Annotated in this window: 22 protein-coding genes; 9 read left to right on the top strand and 13 right to left on the bottom strand. The window is 68.6% G+C overall.

The features are described 5' to 3' along the window. Positions 1–230: 230 nt before the first annotated feature. Positions 231–2,417 carry a M4 family metallopeptidase gene (locus tag HUA75_RS06320; protein WP_217445909.1) on the top strand — a complete coding sequence of 729 codons (2,187 nt, stop codon included), beginning with the start codon at positions 231–233 and terminating at the stop codon, positions 2,415–2,417. Positions 2,418–2,562: 145 nt separating this feature from the next. Here the strand turns inward: HUA75_RS06320 and HUA75_RS06315 are convergent, their stop codons facing one another. After that, positions 2,563–4,572, bottom strand: coding sequence for a serine hydrolase (locus tag HUA75_RS06315; RefSeq protein ID WP_254627371.1), 2,010 nt, complete (start codon positions 4,570–4,572; stop codon positions 2,563–2,565). Positions 4,573–4,725: 153 nt separating this feature from the next. Between HUA75_RS06315 and HUA75_RS06310 the strand changes: the two genes are divergently transcribed. Further along, positions 4,726–5,763: a PA0069 family radical SAM protein gene (locus HUA75_RS06310; protein WP_141643529.1), complete on the top strand. Its 1,038-nt coding sequence runs from the start codon at positions 4,726–4,728 to the stop codon at positions 5,761–5,763. A gap of 21 nt (positions 5,764–5,784) precedes the next feature. Here HUA75_RS06310 and HUA75_RS06305 read toward each other — a convergent pair whose 3' ends face one another. The 3 genes from HUA75_RS06305 to serC all read right to left on the bottom strand — a co-directional run bounded on the left by HUA75_RS06305 (position 5,785) and on the right by serC (position 7,911). After that, entirely contained in the window at positions 5,785–6,036 is a 252-nt protein-coding gene (locus HUA75_RS06305; RefSeq protein WP_141643528.1) for a GlsB/YeaQ/YmgE family stress response membrane protein, read from the bottom strand. Positions 6,037–6,221: 185 nt separating this feature from the next. Beyond that, a complete protein-coding gene (locus HUA75_RS06300; protein WP_141643527.1) occupies positions 6,222–6,782 on the bottom strand; it encodes a chalcone isomerase family protein in 561 nt (186 codons plus the stop codon). A 40-nt stretch (positions 6,783–6,822) separates the two neighbouring features. Continuing rightward, positions 6,823–7,911: a 3-phosphoserine/phosphohydroxythreonine transaminase gene (gene serC, locus HUA75_RS06295; RefSeq protein WP_141643526.1), complete on the bottom strand. Its 1,089-nt coding sequence runs from the start codon at positions 7,909–7,911 to the stop codon at positions 6,823–6,825. A 165-nt stretch (positions 7,912–8,076) separates the two neighbouring features. On the opposite strand from serC, the gene HUA75_RS06290 reads away from it, so the two are divergent. The 4 genes from HUA75_RS06290 to HUA75_RS06275 are packed head-to-tail and all read left to right on the top strand — an operon-like array spanning position 8,077 to position 12,225. Beyond that, positions 8,077–8,652, top strand: a complete 576-nt coding sequence (locus tag HUA75_RS06290; protein WP_141643525.1) for an RNA polymerase sigma factor — start codon at positions 8,077–8,079, stop codon at positions 8,650–8,652. A 6-nt stretch (positions 8,653–8,658) separates the two neighbouring features. Next, entirely contained in the window at positions 8,659–9,471 is an 813-nt protein-coding gene (locus tag HUA75_RS06285) for a hypothetical protein (protein WP_174485788.1), read from the top strand. A gap of 10 nt (positions 9,472–9,481) precedes the next feature. Further along, the gene (locus HUA75_RS06280; RefSeq protein ID WP_141643523.1) at positions 9,482–11,128 is read left to right on the top strand and encodes a caspase family protein; all 1,647 of its coding nucleotides are present in this window, start codon (positions 9,482–9,484) and stop codon (positions 11,126–11,128) included. Continuing rightward, complete coding sequence (locus tag HUA75_RS06275) at positions 11,128–12,225, top strand: carboxypeptidase-like regulatory domain-containing protein (protein ID WP_174485787.1); 1,098 nt, start codon at positions 11,128–11,130, stop codon at positions 12,223–12,225. Before HUA75_RS06280 ends, HUA75_RS06275 begins: the two co-directional genes overlap by 1 nt. 25 nt (positions 12,226–12,250) lie before the next feature. Here the strand turns inward: HUA75_RS06275 and HUA75_RS06270 are convergent, their stop codons facing one another. The 6 genes from HUA75_RS06270 to HUA75_RS06245 form a co-directional block, all read right to left on the bottom strand. Then, complete coding sequence (locus tag HUA75_RS06270; RefSeq protein WP_174485786.1) at positions 12,251–12,976, bottom strand: DUF2063 domain-containing protein; 726 nt, start codon at positions 12,974–12,976, stop codon at positions 12,251–12,253. Then, entirely contained in the window at positions 12,973–13,818 is an 846-nt protein-coding gene (locus tag HUA75_RS06265) for a DUF692 domain-containing protein (RefSeq protein ID WP_371746069.1), read from the bottom strand. Before HUA75_RS06265 ends, HUA75_RS06270 begins: the two co-directional genes overlap by 4 nt. Positions 13,819–13,935: 117 nt before the next feature. After that, on the bottom strand, positions 13,936–14,205 hold the full coding sequence (locus HUA75_RS06260; protein WP_141643519.1) for a hypothetical protein: 270 nt from the start codon (positions 14,203–14,205) through the stop codon (positions 13,936–13,938). Between the two features lie 194 nt (positions 14,206–14,399). Continuing rightward, a complete protein-coding gene (locus HUA75_RS06255) occupies positions 14,400–15,821 on the bottom strand; it encodes a hypothetical protein (RefSeq protein WP_174485784.1) in 1,422 nt (473 codons plus the stop codon). Positions 15,822–15,887: 66 nt separating this feature from the next. Beyond that, a complete protein-coding gene (locus HUA75_RS06250) occupies positions 15,888–16,487 on the bottom strand; it encodes a TetR/AcrR family transcriptional regulator (protein WP_174464620.1) in 600 nt (199 codons plus the stop codon). Positions 16,488–16,498: 11 nt separating this feature from the next. After that, positions 16,499–17,023 carry a PaaI family thioesterase gene (locus HUA75_RS06245; protein WP_174453560.1) on the bottom strand — a complete coding sequence of 175 codons (525 nt, stop codon included), beginning with the start codon at positions 17,021–17,023 and terminating at the stop codon, positions 16,499–16,501. A 195-nt stretch (positions 17,024–17,218) separates the two neighbouring features. On the opposite strand from HUA75_RS06245, the gene fabF reads away from it, so the two are divergent. The 3 genes from fabF to HUA75_RS06230 all read left to right on the top strand — a co-directional run bounded on the left by fabF (position 17,219) and on the right by HUA75_RS06230 (position 21,300). After that, positions 17,219–18,463: a beta-ketoacyl-ACP synthase II gene (gene fabF / locus HUA75_RS06240; RefSeq protein ID WP_174485783.1), complete on the top strand. Its 1,245-nt coding sequence runs from the start codon at positions 17,219–17,221 to the stop codon at positions 18,461–18,463. Between the two features lie 330 nt (positions 18,464–18,793). Beyond that, positions 18,794–20,425, top strand: coding sequence for a short-chain fatty acyl-CoA regulator family protein (locus tag HUA75_RS06235; RefSeq protein WP_141643514.1), 1,632 nt, complete (start codon positions 18,794–18,796; stop codon positions 20,423–20,425). 2 nt (positions 20,426–20,427) lie between these two features. Beyond that, the gene (locus tag HUA75_RS06230) at positions 20,428–21,300 is read left to right on the top strand and encodes a tetratricopeptide repeat protein (protein WP_141643533.1); all 873 of its coding nucleotides are present in this window, start codon (positions 20,428–20,430) and stop codon (positions 21,298–21,300) included. Between the two features lie 34 nt (positions 21,301–21,334). Here HUA75_RS06230 and HUA75_RS06225 read toward each other — a convergent pair whose 3' ends face one another. The 3 genes from HUA75_RS06225 to HUA75_RS06215 form a co-directional block, all read right to left on the bottom strand. Continuing rightward, positions 21,335–21,844, bottom strand: coding sequence for a hypothetical protein (locus HUA75_RS06225; protein ID WP_306440885.1), 510 nt, complete (start codon positions 21,842–21,844; stop codon positions 21,335–21,337). Beyond that, positions 21,823–22,605, bottom strand: a complete 783-nt coding sequence (locus tag HUA75_RS06220) for a sulfite exporter TauE/SafE family protein (protein ID WP_141643513.1) — start codon at positions 22,603–22,605, stop codon at positions 21,823–21,825. Before HUA75_RS06220 ends, HUA75_RS06225 begins: the two co-directional genes overlap by 22 nt. Before the next feature lie 125 nt (positions 22,606–22,730). Further along, positions 22,731–23,624, bottom strand: coding sequence for a hypothetical protein (locus tag HUA75_RS06215; protein ID WP_174485782.1), 894 nt, complete (start codon positions 23,622–23,624; stop codon positions 22,731–22,733). Between the last annotated feature and the right edge of the window lie 99 nt (positions 23,625–23,723).

The raw sequence follows: 23,723 nt of genomic DNA, 5'->3' as shown, positions 1-23,723 counted from the left end.
GCACGCTTGGCGGATGCCATCGGTTGGATCAGAGCGCGTGTGACAAGGCGGCCGTCCGGCGGAGTCGGATTGCCATGGGGAGGTGCTCCGGACCCGACCCGGAGTTCCTCCATCGAGGCGAGAGCCAAGGAGAAGCCATGAAGTTTCCCTCTGCGTTCGTCATATGGACCACCTGCCTCTGCGCCAGCATCACGGCGTGCGATGCCCCGTCCGGAGAGGTGCCACCTGCCATGGCCCCCTCGGTGGCCACACACGTGGAGGCGACCGCGCCGGCATCCGCGGCCAGGCCACACGCCGGCTCCAGGACAGATGGCCACTACTTCGTCCGCCGCGACCTCGGCCGCGTCCCGCGTGTCTTCACCGAGAAGTCACGGGCCACGGGGGAGGATGTCCGTGGAGTGTTGAATGACGTGGCGTCGGAGTTCCGCATCCGGGGCGAGGACCTGGTGTTCCGCAAGCAGAACGTGGACGAGCAGGGCCACCGGCACTTGCGCTTCCAGCAGTTCCACGGGGGCTTGCCCGTCATCGGTAGCGCCCTGGTGCTCCACGTGGATTCCCAGGGAGCCGTCTACGCGGTCAACGGCAACGCACGGGGTGGCAGCCGCGTTTCGAGAGCGGGCGTGATACCGCCCGAGAACGCCGCCCAGGTGGCGGTACGTGGTTCGCGTGCGGAGCCCGCCACGGCCGTGGGTTCCCCGCAGCAGGTATTCCTCCGTCCCGAAGGTGACGAGGAGATGCATCTGGCATGGCAGGTCCAAGTCGAAGGCCAGCGCGCGGGCATCCCCTCCAAAGGCCTGGTCTATGTGGACGCGCATGATGGCGAATTGCTCGCCGTGCATCCGCGCATCCACTCCGCGCTCAACCGGCGCATCTACAACGGAAACAACGCCTCCACGCTGCCCGGTACGCTGGTCCGCGGCGAGGGTCAGGCTGAGCACCCCGACCCGGTCGTCAACACCAACTACGACCATCTGGGCACGGTGTATGACTGCTACAGCGAGCTGTTTGGCCGTGACTCCATCGACAACGCGGGCGCGGCGCTCCTCAGCACCGTGCACCACCGTGTCGCCTATGTGAACGCCTTCTGGGACGGCACGCAACTGGTGTATGGCGACGGTGACGGCGTGAACGCCAGCAACCTGGCGAACTCGCTGGACTTGACCGCGCACGAACTGACCCACGCCGTGACCGACTACGAGTCCGAGCTCATCTACTCGGGTGAGTCCGGCGGTCTGAACGAGTCCCTGTCGGACATCTTCGGTGCGGTCTGCGAGTGGTACGGCGACGGCAAGGTCGTCAGCCCTCACACGTGGGAGATCGGCGACGGCATCTGGACGCCGCACATCCCGAACGACGCCCTGCGATACATGGCCAATCCCACACAGGATGGCGACTCACTCGACTGCTACAGCGACTACTCCTCCGGCGTGGATGTGCACTACAGCTCGGGTATCTCCAATCTGGCGTTCTACTTGCTGTCTCAGGGCGGCACGCACCCACGCGCGAAGACGACGACGGTGGTCGCGGGCATCGGCATCGAGAAGGCCGCGAATATCTTCTACAAGGCCAACAGGGACATCCTCATCGCCAGCTCCAACTTCGAGGCGGCCAAGACCGCGACCGAGCAGGCCGCCGCACAGCTGGGCTACGACGCCGCTACCATCACCTCGGTGAGCAACGCCTGGAAGGCGGTATGTATCGGCGTTGAAGTGGAGGGCCCCGGGCCCACCCCCTGGCTGTCGATGACCGGCCTTTCGGGTAGCGCGGGCTCCTTCCAGCACTGGAGTCTCGATGTCCCCGCCGGCAGGTCGCAAGTGACCTTCAAGGTCAGCGGCGGCACGGGTGACGTGGACCTCTACGCCAGATTCGGCGCGCCGCCGACCACGACGACCTACCACTGTCGTCCGAACCTCAGCGGCAACAACGAGACCTGCACGTTCACGCTGCCGCAGGCAGGCAGGTACCATGTCGGCCTTTATGGGAGGTCAGTGTTCTCGGGAGTCAACCTGACCGGCACGTTCGACGATCCACCCCTCTGCCCGCCCTGGCGCTGGCCCTGGCCCTGGCCCATCCCCGTGGTCCCTCCTCCTCCTCCCCCACCGCCCTGGGACCCGATCATCAATATCGCGGACAGCATCGTCGGCCACTTCAACTACTGGACGGTCGATGTCCCTTCGGGCCAATCGGCCGTGACGTTCGCGCTCAGCGGCGGCACGGGTGACGCGGACCTCTATGTCAACTTCGGCACGGCCCCGACGACGACGGCCTACCAATGTCGGCCCTATCTCGGCGGCAACACCGAGACCTGCACGTTGACGGCGCCGACGGCGGGCACGTACTTCGTCGGCCTCCGCGTATACTCGGCGTACTCGGGCGTCACGCTGACGACATGGACGGGGCTCGGCCACTCGGAGTGAGCGGGCCGCCGGCTCTTGCTCCCCGGTCTTGACCTTGGCCGCGGACTATCGGACGCCCCGACGGGAGGAAGGTCCTTCCCGCGGGATAGCGCACCAACGGACCGGCGGAGGCGCTTGCGAGCCCCGCCGGTCCCACGAGCCGTGATTAGAACAGGTCGTGCGCGGGCCAGGCGCTGACGCCATTCACGACGCTCCACATGAGGCTGTCGAGGTTGATGTCCGACGTGCCCGAGCCGGCCCTGTTGTTGGAGTTGGTCATGGCGGACCAGGTGAACTCCTCGGCGCGGCTCGGCCCATAGCGGTCATCGGTCCGCACCAGCAGGGCCAGGGTGCCCGGGACATAGCCGCCATGCCACCAGTTGGGGAGGCTGTTCACGGACCAGCCCTTCGCATAGTTGACGGGGTTGCCCAAGGTATCGGGCGCCGTCGTGCGCGTGGTCATCGTGGTGAGCGAGCTTGTGCTCAGCAGGTCCGGGACGGTCGAGTACCCATCCGCTCGAACGGAGACGCGCAGCAAGTCGATGGGCGTGACGACCCAGCCGCCGTGCGCATCCATGCGACGCACCGGCATGCCGTATGGATTGAAGGCCCCCGCGCCAAGCTGGTAGTAGACGACCTCGTTCGACAGACGCGCGGCCAGTGTATCGCCTCCGACGGCGAAGCTGGTGGCGCCGCTGGGCGTGAACACCTGGCTTTGCATATAGGCGTCATAGGTCATCCCCGTGACGCGTTCGATGATGCGACCCAGGACGCTGTAGCCGAAGTTCGAATACTGGTACGTCGTCCCCGGCGCGAACTCGAGCGACACGTTCTGCAACACCCACTGGATGAGCTGCGCGTGCGTCATGCTCGTGTTCATGAACATGGGGTCACCCGTCCCATCCGCGCCGTCGTTGTCCCAGCCGCCCGCGGTGTGCTCCAGCAGTTGCTGGACCGTGATGTTCAGGACGCGGCTGTCCCGGTAGGAGCCCTGCGCGCCGTACGTCTCACCGAGCAATCCGCCCCGGCCGAAGACGCGGTCCGTCAGTTGAATCTGGCCGTTCTCAATCAGCTTCATGATGCCGATGGAAGTCATCGGCTTGGACACACTGGCGACGCGGAAGCGGTGGGAGGAGTTGACCGGGGTGCTGTTGGCCTGGTCGGCCAGGCCATACCCCTTGGCGAACACGAGACGCCCGCGGCGCGTGATGGCCAGCGACAGGCCGACGGTGTTCGTGTTGGACATCGCCTGCTGGACGGTGGTGTCGATGTGCCGCAGGTCCGCCGCGCTGAACGTCAGGTTCTGCCAGACCAGCGCGAACTCGGGCTGGCTCCCATTGTTGTGCGCCGCCACCACGACGGGGCGGTATCCCTGGTTCTTGAGGTCCGTCGCGGCCTGTTGGTAGCCAGCGGAGGTGAGGCCATGACGCGCGGCAATCGGAATCCCCGCTGACGCATGGAAGATGGCCGCATACCGGTCCGTGCCGCCCACGTTGTAGCTGCTGACCTTCGCGACCTGGTAGCCCTGGGACGCGTTGGTATTGAACGTGGACTGGTACTGGGCCGCGGTCAGCCCGTGATAGGCCCGCGCGGCCGGCCCGCTGGTCTGCTCCCAGACGGCCGCATAGCGCTCAGCGCCACCGGACGTGTAACCACTGACGTGCACGAGCCGGTAGCCCTGCCCGGTCCAGGTGTTGAACTCCGTCTGGTACTGGGCCGCGGTCAGGTCGTGGCGGGCCACCCACGCGGCGACCCCGTCCGAATGGAAGATGACCGCGAAGTAGGCGACGCCTCCGACGCTGTAGCCGTTGACCACCACCGGGCGGTATCCCTGCGCGTTTTGATTGACGGCGGTGGTCTGATACTGCGCGGAGGTCAGCCCGTGGAAGGCCCGCCAGGCCGGGCCGCTCGTCTGCTCCCAGATGGCCGCGTAACGGACACTGCCTCCGTCTTCGTAGCCGCTGACATAGGAGAGGCGATAGCCTTGCCCGGTCCAGGTATTGAACTCCGTCTGGTATTGGGCGGCGGTGAGCGCGTGGCGGGCAACCCACGCATCATAGGGTCCGGCCAGGGCCTGGGACGTGGAACCAGGAGGGACGTGGGACGCTTCCTCCGCAACCCCGCATCCCACCAGGGAGACCACCAGCACTGACAGGACTGTCAGAAGCGGCTTCATTCCAAGAGACTTCATGCGCGAGAGCTCCTGCTTGACGTTGATGCTACCGACAGGAAACGGACCCGGAGCGCATTCCACCTCAACCGCGGCCAGAAAAAATCGTTCGCTACTCTAACCCTTGACTGAACGCACTTTCAGCCCCACCCTGTGCGCGTGAAGGCACGCCCCATCGACAATCCGCCCAACCCGTGGGCGAGCACCGCGGTGGAGTACCTGGACGAAATCCCCCCCTCGCGGCTGGAAGTCTTTGAAGACCACAGCAAGCAGGTCGTCTCGCACAACGACAGCCCGGACGTGGGCTTCAGCTGGAGCGTCAATCCCTACCGGGGCTGCCTCCATGCCTGTGCGTACTGCTACGCGCGGCCCACGCACCAGTACCTCGACTTCGGCGCGGGCACCGACTTCGAGACGAAGCTCGTCGTGAAGCCCCGCGCGGCGGAGTTGCTGCGAGAGCACTTCGAGCGCCCGTCCTGGAAGGGCGAAACCGTCGTCTTCAGCGGCGTCACCGACTGCTACCAGCCGCTCGAGGCCTCCATGCGCCTCACCCGCGCCTGCCTGGAGGTCTGCGCCGAGTACCGCAACCCCGTGGGCATCATCACCAAGGGCGTGCTCATCGAGCGGGACCTCGACGTGCTCCAGCAAATCTCGCGCGACGCCCGGCTCTGGGTCAGCATCAGCCTGCCCTTCCACAACGCGGAAGTCGCACGCGCCATGGAGCCCTACGCGGCCTCCCCCCAGCGGCGGCTGCTCGCGATTCGCCGCCTCGCCGAGGCCGGCCTCAACGTGGCCGTCTCCGTGGCCCCCATCATCCCGGGGCTCAACGACGAGGACATCCACCGCGTGCTCACCGCCGTGCGTGAGGCCGGCGCCAGCCGCGCGCACTTCACCCTGGTGCGCCTGCCCGGGCCCGTGAAGGACGTCTTCGAGGAACGCCTGCGCGCCAAGCTGCCCCTGCGCGCCGAGCGCGTCCTGCACCGCATCCGGGAGATTCGCGGTGGGGAGCTCAACGACTCCCGCTTCAAGCACCGCATGCGCGGCGAAGGCCTCTACGCGGAGACCATCCACCGCCTCTTCGACACGACGGCGCGCAAGGTCGGCCTGCGCACCTCCTACATCACCGAGGACGCGCCGGACACCTTCCGGCGTCCGCCGCGCAAGCCCCCGCCGTCACCCCAGCTCAGCCTCTTCTGAAGGCGTGAGGGGCCCCGGCCGCTATTTGCGTATCGCCTGGACGATGCTGATGAGGATGACCGCCCCCACCGTGGCCACCGCCAGCGAATAGAGGTTGAGCCCCGTCACGCCCCGGCCGCCCAGCAGGCTGAACAGCCAGCCGCCAATCATCGAACCGACCACGCCGGTCGCGATGTTGGCGAAGATTCCCATCTTCGCATTCGTGCCCTTGATGATGCTCGCCAACCAGCCGGCGATTCCACCCAGCACCAGCCACGCGCAAATACCACCCATGTCGTCCTCCTGACCGGCCGGTTGCTATCAGACCCGGCGTCGCCGTGCAGCCGGGCACGTTCCTACTACGCGCCACGCATCCACGTATTTCAAGCGTCACCCAGGGCGCCCGAAAACGCGAAGACGCCCCGTGCCTCTCACCGAGACACGGGGCGCCCGAGGTGACGCGAGGTGTGACGACTCGCTCAGTCCTTGCCGAGCATTCCGTCCTTCAGGCCGCCATCCACCGGGTCCTTGCCCAGCCACACCGAGAAGAGCGCGTCCGCGAAGTCCTTGCCCTCCACGGAGATGTCCTCGCCACCCTTGGTGCTCTTCACCTCGGTGCCCTTGCCCGGCACGTAGGTCAGGATGAGCTCGTCACCCTTCTTCAGGTCCGGGATGGACGCGTTGAACGAGTCCAGCTTGGGCTGGAGCGCGGGGAGCTTGGCGCCCGCGTTCTTCTTGAAGCCGTCCGAGATGGCCTCGGTGATGGTCTTCTTGTCCAGGTCACGCAGCATGTACATGCGGACGCGCTTGGTTTCGTCCGCGGCGATGATTTGCGCCGCGTCCTTCGACGGCGTCTCCAGATACAGCCCCACCGTGTAGACCTTGAAGACGACCTTCTTGCGAAGGCCCACACCGTTGAGCTTCAGCTCCTTGTCGCCCACCTTCGCGGTGTCCGGATAGTTCACCCCGGCCACTTCCTTGGCGAATGCGGGCACGGCGAACAGCAGGCAGAGCGCGACGGCGGGCAGCGTGGCTTTCATGAAACCCTCCAGATGAGTTGTTCCGCGAGTTCGACGGAGACTACCCGCGGGTCTTCACGAAATGTTCCATGAAGGTGACAAGGGTGCGCACATTCTCCACAGTCACGGCGTTGTACGTGGAAACCCGGATTCCGCCCGCCGTCCGGTGCCCCTTCAGCCCCACCATTCCTTGCTGCTTCGCGTCAGCGACGAAGGCCGCGTCGAGTTCCGGCGTGGGCAGGTGGAACACGACGTTCATCACCGAGCGGGACTCGCGCTCCACCGGCGCCCGGTAGAAGCCGGAGAGCCTGTCGAGCGCGCCGTACAAGAGCTCCGCCTTCTGGCGGTTCCACGCTTCCACCTGCTCCAGGCCGCCCACGCTCTTCATCCACGCGAGCACGTTGCGCACCAGGTAGATGGCCAGGGTGGGGGGCGTGTTGTAGAGCGAGTTGTTCTCCGCGTGGACGGAGTAGCGGAAGATTTTCGGGATGTCCTTGCGCCCTCGCGCGATGAAGCCCTTGTCCGCCACCACCAGCGTCACGCCGGAAGGTCCCAGGTTCTTCTGCGCGCCGGCGTAGACGAGCCCGAAGCGCGACAGGTCCATCTTCTTCCATAGGAAGTCGGAGCTCATGTCGGCCACCAGCGGGACGGTGCCCACGTCCGGCGGCGTGTGCCACTGGGTGCCGTAGATGGTGTTGTTGCTCGTCAGGTGGACGTACGAGGCCTGGGGGTCCAGCTTCAGCTCGTCCTGGCGGGGGACCCGCGTGTAGTGCTTGTCGGGCCGCACCGTCGTCACCGCGACGCGGGCCTTGCCGTAGTACCTCGCCTCGTCGAGCGCCTTCTCGCTCCACACGCCCGTCATGAGGTAGTCCGCGCTCGTGTCGGGGGTGAGGAAGTTCATCGGCACCTGGGCGAACTGCTGCGACGCGCCGCCGGTGAGGAAGAGCACCTGGTGGGTGGACGGCAGTCCCGTCAGCTCGGTCAGCAGGGCGATGGCCTCGTCGTGGACGGCCTCGTATTCCCTGCCCCGGTGGCTGTGCTCCATCACGGACATGCCGGAGCCCTGGAAGTCGAGCAGCTCGTCCCGGGCGCGCTCCAGGGCGGGCAGGGGCAGGCCGGCGGGGCCAGGGTTGAAGTTGATGACGCGCATGGCGGGGTCCTTCGCGAAAATGAAACGGCGAGGTGCATTCTTCTCTCCAAGCCCCCCCTGGGAGCCAGTAGGAAGCGGCCCGCCCCGCCCGCTTCCTGGAGTGGGCAGGGGCCAGTCGAGCCAGTCGCGTGGCCACCGGACACCGCCGGGGGTCTTGGAGGACAGGTGGGTTCCACGGAGGGACTGGCGGAGTGGGTGCGGCGCGCGGCGAGTGGGGAGACTTCCGCCTTCAGTGAGCTGTACCGGCGCACTCGCCCCCTCGTGGCGAGGCTGATGGCGGGGTTCGCCCCGCTGGACCCGGACGAGGTGGAAGACGTCATCCAGGAGACCTTCGTCCGGGCGTTCCGAGCCCTCCCCCGACTCAAGGAAGCCGGGGCCTTCGAGGCGTGGCTCCTGTCCATCGCACGCAACCGGGCCCGGACCCGGCTGGAGCGCAAGGCGAGCGTGCGGCGCCTGGAAGACGACATCGCGGACCCGGAACCGGAGACAGTCCCGGCCCTTCCGGAGGCCCTCCAGCTCGAGCGCGACATCGAGGTGGTCCGCCAGCTGATTTCCGAGCTGCCCGAGGGCGAAGAGAAGCGGACAGTCCAGCTTTTCTATATCGAAGGAGAGCTGTCCGCGCGCGAGATTGCCGAGCAGCTGGGCGTGGGGAAAAGCGCCGTGACGATGAGACTCGAGCGCTTCCGGGGCCGTATCAAAAGAGAGTTGCTGCGGCGAGTGCTCGCCGGTCGGTGGGAGTGAGAGGTCATGAGACACCTGGATGACGAGGCGCTACACGCTCTTGCCCGTCGTGAGCCGGACGCGGTGAAGTACTTCCGCGAGCACCTGGCCACCGCGTGTGAGGCGTGTGAAAGCTTCCTCGCCACCCACTCCGGCCCCGACGTCCTGGATGGACAGGTGGACGCGGTGCTCCTCGCCCTGGCCCCGCCCCGGAGCGACGCGCCGCTGGACGAGGTGGGCTTCGCCCGGGTGCGACGGCGGCTGCGCGCGCCCCGGCTGGACACCCAACGGTGGGGCCTCATCGCCGGGGCCGTGGCCGCGGGCCTGCTCGCGGTGGTCGTGGTGCCCCGGCTGCGTCAGGGAGGCACCGGGGTGGAGGTGGGGACCGCGTCCCAGGAGCCCGGGGTGAAGGGCCAGGTGGGGCGCATCGCGCTGGAGCTGGCGGTGGTGGTTCGGGGCGCGGATGGCAGCCTGCGCCGGTTGGACCCGGACACCCAGGTGGACTCGCGCGACGTGCTCCTCCTTCGCTACCACGCCACCGAGGCGGGCACCGCCCTGCTCTTCCAGCAGCGCGCGGGCGAGGAGCCCCAGTTGCTCGGACCGTTCGACCTGGAGGCGGGAACGCATGACCTGCAGGACCCCCAGGGCCTCTCCGGCGTCAGCCTGGAGGGCGAGTCCGGCCCGCTGACGCTGTGGCTGGCCGCCTCCCCCACGGGCCTGCAACCCTCGGTCGACGAGGTGAAGCGCGTGCTGGTGGGAGAAGGTGAGCGATGGGAACAAGGCATGCTGGCGGTGACGAGGTTCGACGTCCGCGTTCGAAGCAGCCAGAATCCCCGCTGATCAGGTGAATGTGAGGCGCCTTCTTCCCATCCTGCTGGCCGCGCTGACGGCGTGCGCGGGTCCTTCGTCCCTGGGGACGGAGAAGGGCGGACTGGTGCCGCTGCGGCTCGACGAGGAGGCCCTGTCGAGCGCGTACACGCCCCGGCGCATGGCGCTGCTGGTGGGAATCTCCGAGTTCGACGACCCCCACTGGCGCGGCCTGCGCTACCCCGCCAAGGACGCGACGGACCTGGCGGCGGCGATGTTGGACCCGGCGCGCGGGCGGTTCGACCAGGTGCGTGTACTCACGCGGCCCGAGGAGACGACGCGCGCGGCCATCCTCGCGGCGCTGCGGGAGCTGCGAAAGCAGGCCCACCGGCCGGACGACGTCGTCGTGGTCTACTTCTCCGCGCACGGCACCCTGGCCCGGGATGCCACGGGCGAATTGCGCCGCTTCCTGGTGACGAGGGACGCTTCTTATCGCGCCATCGCCCAGACGGCGTTGTCCATGGATATGCTGAAAGCGGAGTTCGACGCGCTCTCCAGTCGGCGCCGGTTGCTGGTGCTCGCCTCCTGTCACAGCGGCAACGGCAAGTCGCTGTTGCCCAAGGAGCTGGAGAAGGAGCTGTCCGGGGTCAAGTCCGGCTTCTACGCGCGCCCGCTGGAGGAGTCCTCGCGAGCATCCATGGTGTTCGCCGCCTGCGACTGGGGCGAGACGGCGCGCGAGGACGAGGGGCTGCGCAACGACATCTACACGCACTTCCTCGTCGAGGGGCTGGGCGGGGGCGCGGACCGCAACACGGACGGCGCCGTCACCGCGACGGAGGCCCATGACTACGCGCGCCGGCGCACCTTTGCCTTCACCGAGGGCCGTCAGCGCCCCTCGGCGGAAATCCTGGAAGTGGGCGCGGACCCGGTGGTGTTGTCGGGAACCATCGCCCGAACGGGCCGGCCGGAGCTGTTCTCCTACAACCCCCGGCTGGACGGCTTCACGCTGAAGGTCGACGGGGAGGCGCGCACGGAGCTGCCCGGCGGCGCGGCGGTGGTGCCCGGCAAGCGCACGGTGGAGCTGACCAAGGGCGACGCGGTGCTGATGCGCCGCGACGTGGAGGTGAGCGCGGGGGAGCGGCTGCCCCTGGAGCAGCTCTTGTCGGAGGCGTTCCCCCGGCGCTCGCTGTCACTGCTCGGGGGAATGTTCACCTTCGCGGACGCGCGCAGCCGAGCGGAGCTGCTGCCCCTGGCGCCGGAGGTCGCCGTGTCGCTGCGGTTGGAGGACCGGCCGCTGCGCGATTTCGGACTGCTGTTCGATGTGGGCTTCAGCACGGGCCGGCGCGCGCTCCAGCTCCAACCCGGGGACGAGGTGCCATTTCGCTACACCACCTTCTCCGCGGGGGTGGCCCTGCCCTACCTGTGGAGATGGGAACGATTGACGCTGTTCGCCGGTCCCCGCGTGGCCGCCCTGTACCTGGGGCGGTCTTTCGATGTGGAGACCTTCCCCGGCGGCCAGCGCTTCTTCACGGTCAGCCCTGGCGTGGTGGGAGGCATGGTGGTGAGGGTGGGTGAACGTCTGGAACTGATGACCCAGGCGCAGCTCATGCTGACCTACGTGGTGGTGGATGGAGAGGGACAGGCCGTGGGATTCACCGGCGGCTGGGCCGGTGTGGGGTATCGCTTCTGATGGGCTCGAGACAACACATCGCGTTGGGTGTCTTCCTGGTCCTGGGCCTGGGAGCGTGCGGCAATCTGGAGAACGCTCCGTTGCGCGTGGGGACCATCGAAGGCCAGCTCACGGAGTTCGACCCGGAGGTCGCCGTGGTGTCCCTCGTCGGGGCCCATGAGGTGCGCTCGGCGGTGGATGCGGAGGGAAGGTTCAAGCTGGAAGGCGTGCCCACCGGGCCCGCGGAGCTGTTCGTGGTCGCCACGGCGGAGAAGGCGACGCGGGTTTCGGTGAAGGTCACCGGCGGCCAGTCCGTGAAGCTCCAGCGCGTGGCCCCTCGGGACGCGGGCTTCTTCGAGATGCGGGTGAAGTCCTCGCACGGCGAGCGGGTGGCCGGCGTGCAGGTCTCGGTGCGGGACACGCCCTTCGAGCGGCTCGTCCTGGATGGCGCGGGCCGACTGCGCGTGGGCCCCCTGCCGGATGGGTGCTACGCGCTGAGCATCGCCGGGGTGGGCTTTCCGGAGGTCCAGGCCGAGGCGTGCGTGGGCTCTGGCGAGAAGAAGGAGCTCAAGGTCCAGTTGGAGGCCAACGAGGAGCTGCTCAACCGCTGCGGCCTGACGGGCTGCGCGGACGGCCTGGTGTGTGGCCCGGGCGGAAGCTGCGTCGAGTGCGTGCTGGATGGCCAGTGTGGCGCGGGGATGATGTGCAAGGGCTTCCGCTGTGCGGCGGCCGGGCCTCGCTGTGGCGCGTGCGAGGACGACGGGAGCTGCCAGGTGGGAGCCGCGTGCCAGCCCCAGGCCGAGGGCGGCGTCGCCTGCGTGAAGCAGTGCAGTGAGTCGGTGAACGAGGAGGACATCGCGGCGAACCGGTGCGAGGCGGGCTTCACCTGCCAGCAAGGCAACTGCCTGCCGGACCCCGCGCGCTTCGTGGGCTGTGGGGCGCTGCTCCAGTTGGGCGCGGAGTGCGCGGACGACGTGCGCTGCCAGAAGCTCGGCCTGTCAGGCGGGCTGTGTCTGGAGGGCCAGTGCACCGTGGCGTGCACCCAGGACCAGGAGTGCCCGGGGGTGTCGCGCTGCGAGGACTCCGCCGTCGGACAGGTGTGCTCGGTCCGCAACTGAGTCGCACCGAGGCCCCGCGACGGAGTCACGCGTCGGGCGACAGCACCAGGCCGTCTCGCGACAGACGTGCCACCGCGCCTAGGATGTCGGCCTCCGGCATCCCCGTGGCCACCGCGACGTCCGGCGCGGACAGCCCCTCCACCGCCATCTTCAGCACCAGCAGCGCGTGCGGCGTGGCCTCCTGGTAGTACGTCACCAGGTGCGCCGGATGACGCCACAACAGCGCCAGCTCATCACCGGGTTGGGGCACCGCGACTTCGCCCTTCGCGCGCACGTAGGCGCAGATGCGGTACGGCTGCTCCAGCACCATCAGCGTGGGATTCGGCGTGAGGCGCTCCACCCGCTCGGGTGACTCCGCCTGGGACGAGAACACCGCGAAGTCCGACCACTCGAACCGCGCCAGCGCGGGTGCATGGGGAGGAAGTCCGCGCGACGACACCCCGTCCGCGACGAAGGCCGGGAAGCCCTCGCCCATGTGATTCACCTCGTGGTGCCGCGCGGGCCGGGTCAGCGTGTAGTCCTCCACCAACGCGTTCCACGCCTCCGCGCCCACCGCGCCTCGCAGCATCGGGAAGAGCTTCTCCAGCGCGCTTCGCACATGGCCTCGCACGAAGTCGCCGTAGATGGACACGCGCGAGGAGGGCGCGCGCCACTCCGGATGCGCCGTGTACAGCCGCTCCAGCGACTCGCCGCCCGGGCGCGCCACGTAGGTGCCCATGCTGTCGAAGAAGTGCTTCAGCGAAGGCTTCATCGCCCTGCCCCTTCCCGCAGCGCCGCGCGCGCCAGGTCCGCCTCGTCCAGCACCGCCTCCATCGACGGGATGTCCTGGTCCCACTCGATGAGTGTCGACACCGGGCCGGTGCGCTCCAGCACGTAGCGATAGAGCGACCACACGTCGTCGCAGACGCGGTCGCCGTGCGTGTCGATGATGACGTCCGGGTAGATGGTGTGGCCCGCGAGGTGGATCTGCGCCACGCGCTCCAGCGGCAGCGCGTCCATGAAGGCGCGTGCGTCGTAGCCGTGGTTGCGCGCGTTGACGTAGACGTTGTTCACGTCCAGCAGCAGCCCGCAGTCGGCCTCCTCCACCACGTGCCGCAGGAAGTCGGCCTCGGACAGCGTGCCGCCGGGCATGTTCGCGTAGTAGCTCGGGTTCTCCAGCAGGAACGGCCGGCCCACGCGCGCCACGACTTCACGCACGCGGGGCACCACGTGCTCGACGACGGCTTCGGTGAAGGGCAGCGGCAGCAGGTCATGCAGGTACACGCCGCCCAGCCGCGAGTAGCACAGGTGGTCCGAGAAGAACGGCGCGTCCACGCGCTTCACCAGCGCCGCGAGCCCCGTGACGTAGTCCACGTCCAGCGCATCCGGCCCGCCGATGTCGAGCCCCACGCCGTGCGGCAACACCGGCCAGCGCTCCCTGCACGCGTCCAACGCGCGCTGCGGGCGGCCTCCGAGCGACAAGAAGTTCTCCGGGATGATCTCCACCCAGTCGAGCGCCCGCTCGGTGCGCGGCAGCTCCTCGTAGAAGCTCCTGCGCAGGCCAATGCCCACGCCCAGGGGCTGAAGCCCGTGTCTTCGCGCGTACGTCACCACCACGGCCAGCCACCTCCTGGGAGACAAATGAACCGGGCGGCGGGAGGTGCTCTTCCCACCGCCCGGAAGTCGGCGCGAGGAGGCAGGTGTCGTCACCCGCTTCCGGTGCGCCGCGGACTACTTCTTCTGGCCGTTGCAACCGCCAGCGCCGCAGCCGTGCTCGGCGCCCTTCTCAGGGGTCGCGGCGGGGGCAGTGCCCTCCTGCTTCTGCGCGCCGCAGCCGGCCTCGGCGCCCTTGCCGTCGGCCTTCGCCGCGCCACAGGAGCCCTCGGCGCCCTTCTCGGCGGCGGCCGGCGTGGCCTCCGCGGACTTGGTGGACGCACAGCCGGTGGCGAGGGAGGCCAGGGACAGGGTGCCGACGATCGCCGCAAGAGCCTTCGCGTTCATGGTGTTGCTTCCTTTCGGTGCTGCGTTGAGGGGGAACTACAGGTTGAACTACATGAAGCCCCAGACCCCAGGAGCGCGACAGGCACCCACGGGGTTCTGGATGTGGCGGACCTCATTTACGGATGTCAGGGGTTCGCGGATGCATCCGGTACGCAACATCCTGCCCACCGGTTACATCCCGCGAGCCGCGCCACTCACCGCGACACATCGCGGATACGCCGACCCTCCATCGCCTCACGCAACGAGCTGTCCCGGGCAGACACCAGCTCGATGCCCTCGGCTCCCGCCGTCACACCCAGCGCTTCTAGCAGACCTTCCTGCTCCGCAAAAGCCACGCGCCGCAGGTGCCGCGCGAGCAACGCGTCGAACAGCGGCTGCCCCGCGACGGCGTCCACCGCCACGCCAAAAGCACCGAACGTGGAAGTGGGCCCCCGCTCCGCGAGCAACTCCAACACATCCTCCAGGTGGCGCCGGTTTCCAGTGACACGGCGGATTTCCACATCGAGATGCAGCGCGAAGAGCGCGCCCGTCCAATAGGTGCCGAGCGCGAAGTCACCGTCGGTGACGACCTCTTCCATCGTGCGGGCTCCCGCCACGCGACGACCTCGCGCGAAGCCGTCCACCAGTTCCTCCCATGCGCGCTCGGCGCTCTGCCTTCCCGAACGCGCGCGGGCCAGCTCCGTGAAGTAGGTGGCCAGGCCCTCGGACAGCCAGGGCACGCGCGGCAGGAACGCGGGATGCGTCAGGTGGAGCATCTCGTGGAGCACCACCCAGTCCCTTTCGAAGGAGGCCGCGCTCGCGTCCTGGCCCACGAGCAGGGAGATGCTGGGCGGGGAGCTCCAGAGCACCATGCCGAAGAGGCTCGGACCTTCGCGTCCGGGCACGGGGATGACCCGCACGGTGACGCGCGGATAAGGAAACGCGCGGCGCACGGTGCGCACCTCCTCCGCGGCCTGCTTCAACCAGGCACAGACCTGGGTGTCGTCCACCGAGGTGAAGTGGCCGAGCACCGCCACGTCCAGCACCGCATCCGGCGACACCACCTGACAGCGGCGCCCCCCAAAGCCATGGAACCCGGAGTCCACCAGGTCCTCGGCGCGCAGCCGATACAGGCCGGTGTCATCGGGCTGCCACGGGAGCAGCGCCTCCGTGCCCTCGACGACCAGCTCCACGCGAAGGTCGGGCGGCGCCTGGTTGGGGCGGATGAGGTACGCACGTCCGGCGAGATGCCGCGCGTCTCCCTCTCCCCCACCCGAGAACAGGTCGGGTCCGCGCGCGCCGATGCGCGCGTCCAGCTCATAGCGATAGCGCAGGAAGCGGATGTTCGAGGGAAGGAGGACCTGTCCATCCTTCACGCTCAACTCGAGTCGCTCGCCATCCTCGCGGAACGCGCTCACGGTGTGCACGCCGCCCGGCTGGGTGAAGCGGAACGCGCGCGGCGTGCCTCGCACCAGCACCACCTCGACATCGAGCGCGTGCGTGGGCTCGCGCACGTAGGTGATGTTGTAGCGCAGCGCCGCCGGGTCCTTCGCGGGGCGCGGGCGCGGAACACCCAGGCAGGACAGCGCCACGAGGGCGAGCCCCCACAGCATCGGACGGCCGCGCGCGAAGGACATCGCCACCTCCACCCCGGCCCGAAGGCAAGGTGATGGGAGGCGAGCACCACGCGCGCCCCCGCGCCCTCAGTGTCGCTTTTTCGGAGGCGGCGCGCCCCCCGCCAGCAGGAAGGCGCGCGCGGCCTCCAGGATTTCATCCGAGAGCGGCAGGTGCTTCGTCACCCGCGCGAGCGTCATCGCGCCGAACAGCAACGCCACCGTGGCGAGCGCCCGTTGTCGGTCGGTGACGCCCTCTCCACCCGGGACATGGGCCCCCAGTTCCTCCGCCAGGGTCTCCAGGCCCTGCGCGAGCGCCTCGCGGGCCTCCGGTGTCCCGCGCGTCAGGTCCGACAGCACCGACGGCATGATGCAGCCCGTCTCCATGTTGTCGCGGATGTGGGGGTTGAGGTAGCGCCGCACGAAGAGGTCGAGGAACTCCGCGCCGCGCAGTTTCTCCAGTCCGCTGAACCAGCGCACCTGCTGGTTCCGGAAGAACACGCGCACGGACTCCTCGAGCAGGGTCTCCTTCGAGGCGAAGTGGGCATAGAAGCCTCCCACCGTCAGGCCCGCGGCCCGCATGACGCGCTCCACGCTCGCGCCCGCGAAGCCCTCCTTCCGGAAGAGCGTCTGCGCCGCCGTGAGGATTCGCTCGCGAGTGGCCTGCTTGTGCTCGGGTGCGTACCGCATCGTCGCGCCCTCTACTCCCGGCCGCCCGGAACCGGGGGCCGGAACACCATGCACGTCGTGGTGCCGTGCGCGTACAGCTTGCCGTCCGCGTCCGTCAGCCGGGCTTGCGCCGTCGCCACGCGGCCTCCCACGTGGATGACCTCACCCGTACACGTCAGCAGACCGGTGTCATGGGAGATGGCGCGCACCATGTTCACGTGCAGCTCCAGCGTGGTGTAGCCCGCACCCACCGGCAGCGTGGAGTGCACCGCGCACCCGAGCGCCGAGTCCAGCAGCGTGGCCGCCAGGCCCCCGTGCACGGTGCCAATCGGGTTGTAGTGGTGCTCCCCTGGCTCCACCACAAACACCGCTCTCCCCTCCGACACCTCCACCGGCGCGAAGCCCATCAACGCCGCGATGGGCGCCCCAGGCACCTCGCCCCGGACGATGGCGCGCAGGTACTCCAGTCCCGACAGCGACTTCGCCGCCGCCACGCCCTCCCGAGGATCTCTCCACGTCACCGTCCTCGTGCGCGTCTCGGCCTTCCCGTCGCTCATGGGCCTCGCTCCTCCCTCATGCAGTGGTGGACACCATCATCCGGATTCCAGATATTCCGTATTGCTGACAATCAGGCTTGCCAGATGGGATGATGCCCATAATACAAAGGGCCATGCAGCGCACGCCACGAAAAGGAAGGCGCACGAGCGGCCGGGCCGTTCGTCTTCCTGGCGTGCCATCCAAGGGAGCGGCGGATGCAGAAGCGGCGCGTCGTGGTGACGGGAATGGGGCTCATCAGCCCCGTGGGAACGGGCGTGGAGAAGAGCTGGGAGGCGCTCGTGCGAGGCCAGAGCGGCGTGGGGCCCATCACCCTGTTCGACGCCAGCGCGCTCGACTGTCAAATCGCCGGCGAGGTGAAGGACTTCAAGGTCGACGACTACATCGAACGGCGTGAGTCGCGGCGAATGGACCGCTTCGCCCACTTCGCCGTGGTGGCGGCGGACATGGCGCTGGAGGACTCCGGCCTGAAGGTGACGCCGGAGAACGCCGAGCGCATCGCCACCATCATCGGCTCCGGCATCGGCGGCATCGCCAGCCTGGAGGAGACCCACCGCCGCACGTTGGAGAAGGGCCCGGACCGCATCAGCCCGTTCTTCATCCTCCAGATGATCATCAACATGGCGCCCGGCTACGTGAGCCTGCGCCATGGCCTCAAGGGCCCGTCCTGGGCCCCCAACTCCGCGTGCTCCACCAGCGCGCACGCCATTGGCGAGGCGATGCGCGGCATCCAGCGCGGAGAGTTCGACGTGGCGGTGGCCGGAGGCGCCGAGGCGCCCATCTCCCTGCTCGGCGTCGGCGGCTTCGCGGCCATGCGCGCTTTGTCCCTGCGCAACGACGCGCCCCAGGCCGCAAGCCGCCCCTTCGACAAGGACCGCGACGGCTTCGTGCTCGCCGAGGGCGCGGGCATGCTCATCCTCGAGGAGTTGGAGCACGCGAAGGCCCGCGGCGCGCGCATCCTCGCGGAGCTGACCGGCTACGGCGCCAGCTCCGACGCGTACCACATCACCACGCCCGCCCCCGAGCACGAGGGCGCCCAGCGCAGCATGCGTGCCGCCCTCAAGGACGCGGGGCTTTCCCCGTCGGACATCGGCTACGTGAATGCGCACGGCACCTCCACCGACGTCGGCGACCTGATGGAGACTCAAGGAATCGCCCGAATCTTCGGCGACGCCGCCAGCACCGTGGCCGTCTCCTCCACCAAGTCCATGACGGGCCACATGAACGGAGCGGCGGGCGCCGCCGAGGCCGTCATCAGCGTGCTCGCCCTCACCCGAGGCCTGCTGCCGCCCACCATCAACCTCCAGCACCAGGACCCGCTCATCACCCTGGACTGCGTCCCCAACACCGCGCGCGAGGCCCACGTCGACGCGGTGATGAGCAACTCGTTCGGCTTCGGCGGCACCAACGTCTCCCTCATCTTCCACCGGTTGATCGCCTGAACCGGCGCCGGCTCTGCTCTGTAAACCGTGAATGCTGGTTTACCAGCATGTGAAGCGGGCTTGGCGCGCCGCGGCGGTAAACTTTTGACAACGTGCGTCGAACAGCGCCCGGAACGCACATCCGCGCGCGGATAAAGCGCAGCGATTACATGTGGTTGCACATACTCAGGGGCCAATCGCCCTGTGGACGACGACCGTTCCGTCGCCCGCCACACAGGGAGCAGCCTCAAGAAAAACGTTGATTGCAAATCGGTAAATCGATTTGCAGAGTGGTTCAGAGGGGCGAGGGCGCAAGAGGCCAGGCGCACTCCGACGGGACCCGACTCAGCCATGAACGACAACGCACTGAACGCCAACGTGGGCCTGAAGCTCCGGGGCCTGCGACTCGCCCGCAACATCAAGCAGGCGGACGCGGCGAAGGACCTGGGGGTCTCCCCCGCGTATTTGAACCTCATCGAAAAGGGCAAGCGGGTGATGCCCTTCCCGCTGCTCTGGAAGGCGCTGCGGTATTTCGATCAGGACCCCGAGCAGTTCATGTCCACGCTGGGCGAGGGGCGCGTGGACGAAGCGCTCGCGAAGCTCCTGGACGAGCCGCTGCTCAAGAGCCTGGACATCGACCCGGAGTCGCTCCAGTCGCTGTCCGCGGAGCCGAAGCTCGCGGGCACCGTGGCCGCGCTCTTCAACCTCTACAAGAACACGCGCACGCAGTTGGAGAACGTGCTCGCGCAGCTCAACGTGGAGGAGCGCACGCGGACGCAGGGCGGCAGCGCGGGCAACGGCACCGTGCCGGGCGTGCGCTTCGACTACTCACCCTTCGACGAGGTGAGCGACTTCCTGGAGACGCACCGCAACTACTTCCCGGAGCTGGAGGAGCAGGCCGAGGAGCTGCGGCGGGACATCAGCATCGAGCGCCAGCTCACCAGCGGCCAGTTGATGCAGCTGTTGGAGAAGCGCTTCGGCTATCGCGTGCTCATCGACGCCTCGCCCAGCGGTTCGTCCGTGGTGCGCCGGTTGGACCCGGAGGAGCAGACGCTCACCCTGTCCCCGGACCTCACCGAGCAGCCGCTGAAGTTCCAGATCGCCGCGTCCATTGGCCTGTTGATGTTGGACAAGGAGAAGCTGGTGGAGCGCATCCTCGGCGCGGGGCGCACCCGGCACGGGGAGACGACGCGGCTCATCAAGGTGAACCTGGCCAACTACTTCGCCGGTGCGCTGATGCTGCCGTACGGGGACTTCTTCAAGGAAGTGCAGCGCACGCGCTACGACGTGGAGCTCTTGTCGAGCATCTTCGGCTCCACCTACGAGACGGTGGCCCACCGGCTGTGCAACCTGTCGGACCCCAAGCGCCCGGGCATTCCCTTCCACTTCCTGCGCTCGGACATCGCCGGCAACATCTCCAAGCGCTACAGCGGCACCGGCATCCGCTTCGCCAGCGGCGGCGGGAGCTGTGGCAAGTGGGCCGTGCACCTGGCCTTCCTCAACCCGTCGCAGCTCACCCGGCAGTACTCCATCATGCCGGACGGCACGACGTACTTCTGCTTCGCCAAGGTGCAGCTCCAGCCCACCGAGGGCTCCATCGTCAAGGGCACCGCGTACTCCATCGGCCTGGGCACCCACGCGGAGAACGCCAAGTACCTGGCCTATGGCCTGCCCACCAATGACCTGCGCAAGGATGCCATCCCCTCCGGCATCTCGTGCCGCTTCTGCGAGCGCACCGACTGCAACCAGCGCGCGGCGGCCAGCTACCGCTTCGCCTTCTCCTTCGACGAGTACACCAAGAAGGACTGCTTCTTCTCCCCGCTGCTCGGCTACGAGCAGGCCGACAAGGTGGAGAAGGACCGGCACCACGCCCCGCCCCCCGCGGGCGCCGCCGTCCCCCCGGACGTCAATGGCACTGACCGGAGCGAGAAGCACGATTCGTTGGACAAGGCGGCCCGGCGCCGCAAGGGTGGCGACGCGTGAGCATGCACCCGCCCGACGACACCGAACGCGCCCACTTCCTCCAGGCGCTCCAGAAGCAGAAGAACGAGCTGGCCACCCTGCGCATCACCGGCTCGCCCACCCAGGTGGGTCAGGGCCTGGTGAGCCTGGCGGAGCTGCACGGCATGTTGGAAGACCATGCCGCCAGTCGCCAGTGCTACGAGGAGGCCCTCGCGATGTTCCAGGAGGCCGGCTACAAGCCGGGCCAGGCCCAGGCCTGCTTCGGACTGGGCGTGGTGAAGGCGAACTTCGAGGACCACCGGGGCGCGGTGGAGCTCATCGCCCAGGCCGCCCGGCTCTTCAACGAGACGAAGGACCGCGACGGAGAGGCCCTGTCCCGCGCCTGCATCGGTGAGTCCCTGCGCGCGCTGGGACAGCCGGAGGCCGCCGAGGAGAAGTACCAGGAGGCCCTCATCCTCTACCGCCAGACGCGCAACACGGAGCGCACCGCGCGGCTGCTGCTGGACATCGGCGACATCCGCATGGAGAAGGCCGAGTACGAGCCGGCTCGCAAGCGCTTCCTGGAAGCCCTTCCCCTGCTGGAGAAGGGCGACGACGCGGAGGCGCTCGCGCTGGGCCACCTGCTCTTGGGCGAGTCCGAGGGACTGCTCGGCGACCACGAGGGCGCGCGCACGCACCTCTTGCGCGCGGTGGAGCTGTACCAGGAGCTGCACGACCACGTGTACGAGGCCCGCGCCCGGTGGGATTTGGGCCTGTCCTGCTACTACTCGCAGGACCTGCCCGCGGCGCGCTCCCAGCTCGAAGCCGTGCTGCCGCTCTACGAGGAGCAGGGCCGCGCGGACGAGGTCGCCAAGGTGCGCAACATCCTCGCCCACTTCGCCGCGCGAGGCGCCTGAGGCGCCCACCCACCGCCCTGCCCCGGGCGCCGCATCACGCTTGGATGCCGGCGCCCACCGCCAGGGCCAGAAGCCCCAGCACTCCCGCGGCGATGACGGCGTAGCGCCATTCACCGCGCAGTCCCAGCAGCGTGCCCGCCACGCCCAGCCGCGCCACCGGCGTCACCAGCAGCAGCGACGCCGCGGCCTTGCGCAGTTGGTCGATGGCCACGTGCGTGCTCTCCGTGCCTGGCAGCGCCTCCAGGCCCAGCGACAGCACGAACATGCCACCGCTCAGCACCGCGCCCACGCGCAACACCCGGGCAATCCACCGGTCTCCCGCGAGCGTCCTGTCGCGGACGCGCGTGACGCCTTGGGACGGTGCCTCGGCGAGGCCCGCGGTGACGGGCTCCGCCTCCAGCTCGGGCGCCTCGGCTTGTTGCGCCGGGGTCGCCACCATCGTGTTGGAACCCAGTGCCGCCGGGTCCGCCATCATCGCCGCGGAGACCCGCGGCGGTTCGGCGCCGTCCGGGTCCCCTTCACTCACTCCCACACGCTCGGCCACAGTCCCGCCCCTCCCTTCCACAACATCTGCCCCGCCACCGACAGCAGCACCAATGCGAAGAGTTTCTTGAGCACGGCCGTGGGCACCTTCGGCATCAGCCGGCTCCCGGCATACGCGCCGGCCAGCACGCCCACCACCAGCGGAGACACCAGGGCCAGCTTCAGGTGTCCGCGCAGCGCGTAGGCGGCCACGCTCGCCGCGCCCGTCACGCCAATCATCAGGTTGCTGGTGGCGCTGGCCACCTTGAAGGGCACCCGCATGCCGTAGCTCATCAGCGGCACCTTCAGCGGCCCACCGCCCACGCCCAGGAGCGCGGAGAGGCCACCCGCCACGAACGAGCCGGAGATGCCCAGCGGGTAGTTCGTCGGCTGGTAGTCGTCCAGCGTCGCGGGCTCACCTCGAGGCGAGCGCAGCAGCATCATCTGCAGCGCGACATAGAGCGTGAACAGGCCGAATACCACCGCCACCATCGCCGGTGCGATGAGCGCCGCCACCAGTCCTCCGGCGATGGCGCCGAGCACCGTGGCCAGCTCCAGCGTCAGGCCCAGCCGGATGTCACTCAGGTGGTTGTCGACGTAGCCAGCCGCGGCGGCGCACGAGTTGGCGACCACGCACATCAAGCTGGCCGGAACCGCCTCCTCCAGCGGCAACCCGAAGCCCAGCACCAGCGCGGGCACCAGGACGATGCCACCTCCGATGCCCAGCATCGCACCCAGTGCTCCCGCGAGCCCGCCCACCACCATGAGGAGAAGAACCGTCATTCCTTCACGAGAATAGGAGCGGGCCATCGCCGCGCCCAGCGCCATTCCCCTCTAGGAGACAGGCTCGGCAGGACGGTTGCTCTGCGCGCGAAAGAGCCCAGCACTTCAGGGCGATGCGCGGCGCGCTATGCGGCACGTACGCCCAGGTTTCCCTCTGGGAAGGCCTCCAGGAAGCGGGCACGCGTACGAGGTGTGAAGGTGCCCCTCGCCATGTAGCCGTGCAACCTCCGAAGGACTCCACACGCCGACTCCAGCGCACCTTCGACCTCCTGGGAGAAGTCGAACGTGTCGTTGCGGTACAGCTCCTGGAAGGACAGGTGGGCGAAGGCCGGCAGCGCGCGCGTGCGCCCCATGGGGCTGGAGAGGAACAGGCCGGAGACATAGAGGCCACGCACCCAGCCATCCACCTCCGCCTTGGACGGCGCCTGCCCCACGCGCTCCTGCGAGGACAGCCGCACCAGCTCGTAGATGCCCCGGCCAATGCCTCGCCACGGGAAGCCGGGACTCTTCACCACCTGACACTTCTCGCGCAGCCGGGGCGTGCCCAGCAGGTCCACGCCGTGCAGCTCGCGCAGGTAGAAGAGCGTCTGGGCCCACTCGATGTCACGGTGCGCCGCCAGGGCCCGCTCGCCGCGACGCCGATGCCGCACCACCAGGTTGTCCACCACCGGGTGCAGCCGTCGGTCCAGGCACAGGTGCGTGAAGTAGCCGGCGAGCAGGGCCAGCCCTGGCTCGGTTCCCACCAGCGCGCCCGTGGCCACCAGCTCCGCCATCTTCAGCCCGAAGCCCACCGGCGCGCGCTCGTGATACAGCCTCGCGAACAGGGGCATCTCCCGCTCGGGCAGGAACGCGGAGAGGCCCCCTCGGACGCCCTCGCACAGCGGCAGGTCCGGCAGCGCCACTCCGAAGCGCGCGTAGGCCAGGTCTTCGGAGAGCGCGCGCACCCAATCCGCCGGCAGCTCTCCGGGGTTGGCGGCCAACCGTTCGATGGCGGTCAGATGCATCAGCAAGGTGGGCATTGCCTGACTGCTACCCAGCCCCCTGCTGCAATGCAACGCTCGAATGAAATCCAACGCTTTGCGTGCAACAGGGTGGGCGTTACAGTCCGCGCCCTCCCG

Origin of the sequence: Myxococcus sp. CA040A (assembly GCF_013336725.1) — a bacterium.
In the GTDB taxonomy this organism is placed as follows: Bacteria; Myxococcota; Myxococcia; order Myxococcales; family Myxococcaceae; genus Myxococcus; species Myxococcus llanfairpwllgwyngyllgogerychwyrndrobwllllantysiliogogogochensis.
The sequence above is the reverse complement of the archived record's forward strand: the minus strand, read 5'-3'. Positions and strand labels throughout refer to the sequence as shown.

Bases quoted from the DNA above. Each gene is read 5' to 3' on its own strand.
- HUA75_RS06320 (WP_217445909.1), top strand. From the start codon at position 231: ATGGCCCCCTCGGTGGCCACACACGTGGAGGCGACCGCGCCGGCATCC.
- HUA75_RS06315 (WP_254627371.1), bottom strand. From the start codon at position 4,572: ATGAAGCCGCTTCTGACAGTCCTGTCAGTGCTGGTGGTCTCCCTGGTG.
- HUA75_RS06305 (WP_141643528.1), bottom strand. From the start codon at position 6,036: ATGGGTGGTATTTGCGCGTGGCTGGTGCTGGGTGGAATCGCCGGCTGG.
- HUA75_RS06300 (WP_141643527.1), bottom strand. From the start codon at position 6,782: ATGAAAGCCACGCTGCCCGCCGTCGCGCTCTGCCTGCTGTTCGCCGTG.
- serC (WP_141643526.1), bottom strand. From the start codon at position 7,911: ATGCGCGTCATCAACTTCAACCCTGGCCCCGCCGGCCTGCCCCTGCCC.
- HUA75_RS06285 (WP_174485788.1), top strand. From the start codon at position 8,659: ATGAGACACCTGGATGACGAGGCGCTACACGCTCTTGCCCGTCGTGAG.
- HUA75_RS06275 (WP_174485787.1), top strand. From the start codon at position 11,128: ATGGGCTCGAGACAACACATCGCGTTGGGTGTCTTCCTGGTCCTGGGC.
- HUA75_RS06270 (WP_174485786.1), bottom strand. From the start codon at position 12,976: ATGAAGCCTTCGCTGAAGCACTTCTTCGACAGCATGGGCACCTACGTG.
- HUA75_RS06260 (WP_141643519.1), bottom strand. From the start codon at position 14,205: ATGAACGCGAAGGCTCTTGCGGCGATCGTCGGCACCCTGTCCCTGGCC.
- HUA75_RS06255 (WP_174485784.1), bottom strand. From the start codon at position 15,821: ATGTCCTTCGCGCGCGGCCGTCCGATGCTGTGGGGGCTCGCCCTCGTG.
- HUA75_RS06250 (WP_174464620.1), bottom strand. From the start codon at position 16,487: ATGCGGTACGCACCCGAGCACAAGCAGGCCACTCGCGAGCGAATCCTC.
- HUA75_RS06245 (WP_174453560.1), bottom strand. From the start codon at position 17,023: ATGAGCGACGGGAAGGCCGAGACGCGCACGAGGACGGTGACGTGGAGA.
- fabF (WP_174485783.1), top strand. From the start codon at position 17,219: ATGCAGAAGCGGCGCGTCGTGGTGACGGGAATGGGGCTCATCAGCCCC.
- HUA75_RS06235 (WP_141643514.1), top strand. From the start codon at position 18,794: ATGAACGACAACGCACTGAACGCCAACGTGGGCCTGAAGCTCCGGGGC.
- HUA75_RS06230 (WP_141643533.1), top strand. From the start codon at position 20,428: ATGCACCCGCCCGACGACACCGAACGCGCCCACTTCCTCCAGGCGCTC.
- HUA75_RS06220 (WP_141643513.1), bottom strand. From the start codon at position 22,605: ATGACGGTTCTTCTCCTCATGGTGGTGGGCGGGCTCGCGGGAGCACTG.
- HUA75_RS06215 (WP_174485782.1), bottom strand. From the start codon at position 23,624: ATGCCCACCTTGCTGATGCATCTGACCGCCATCGAACGGTTGGCCGCC.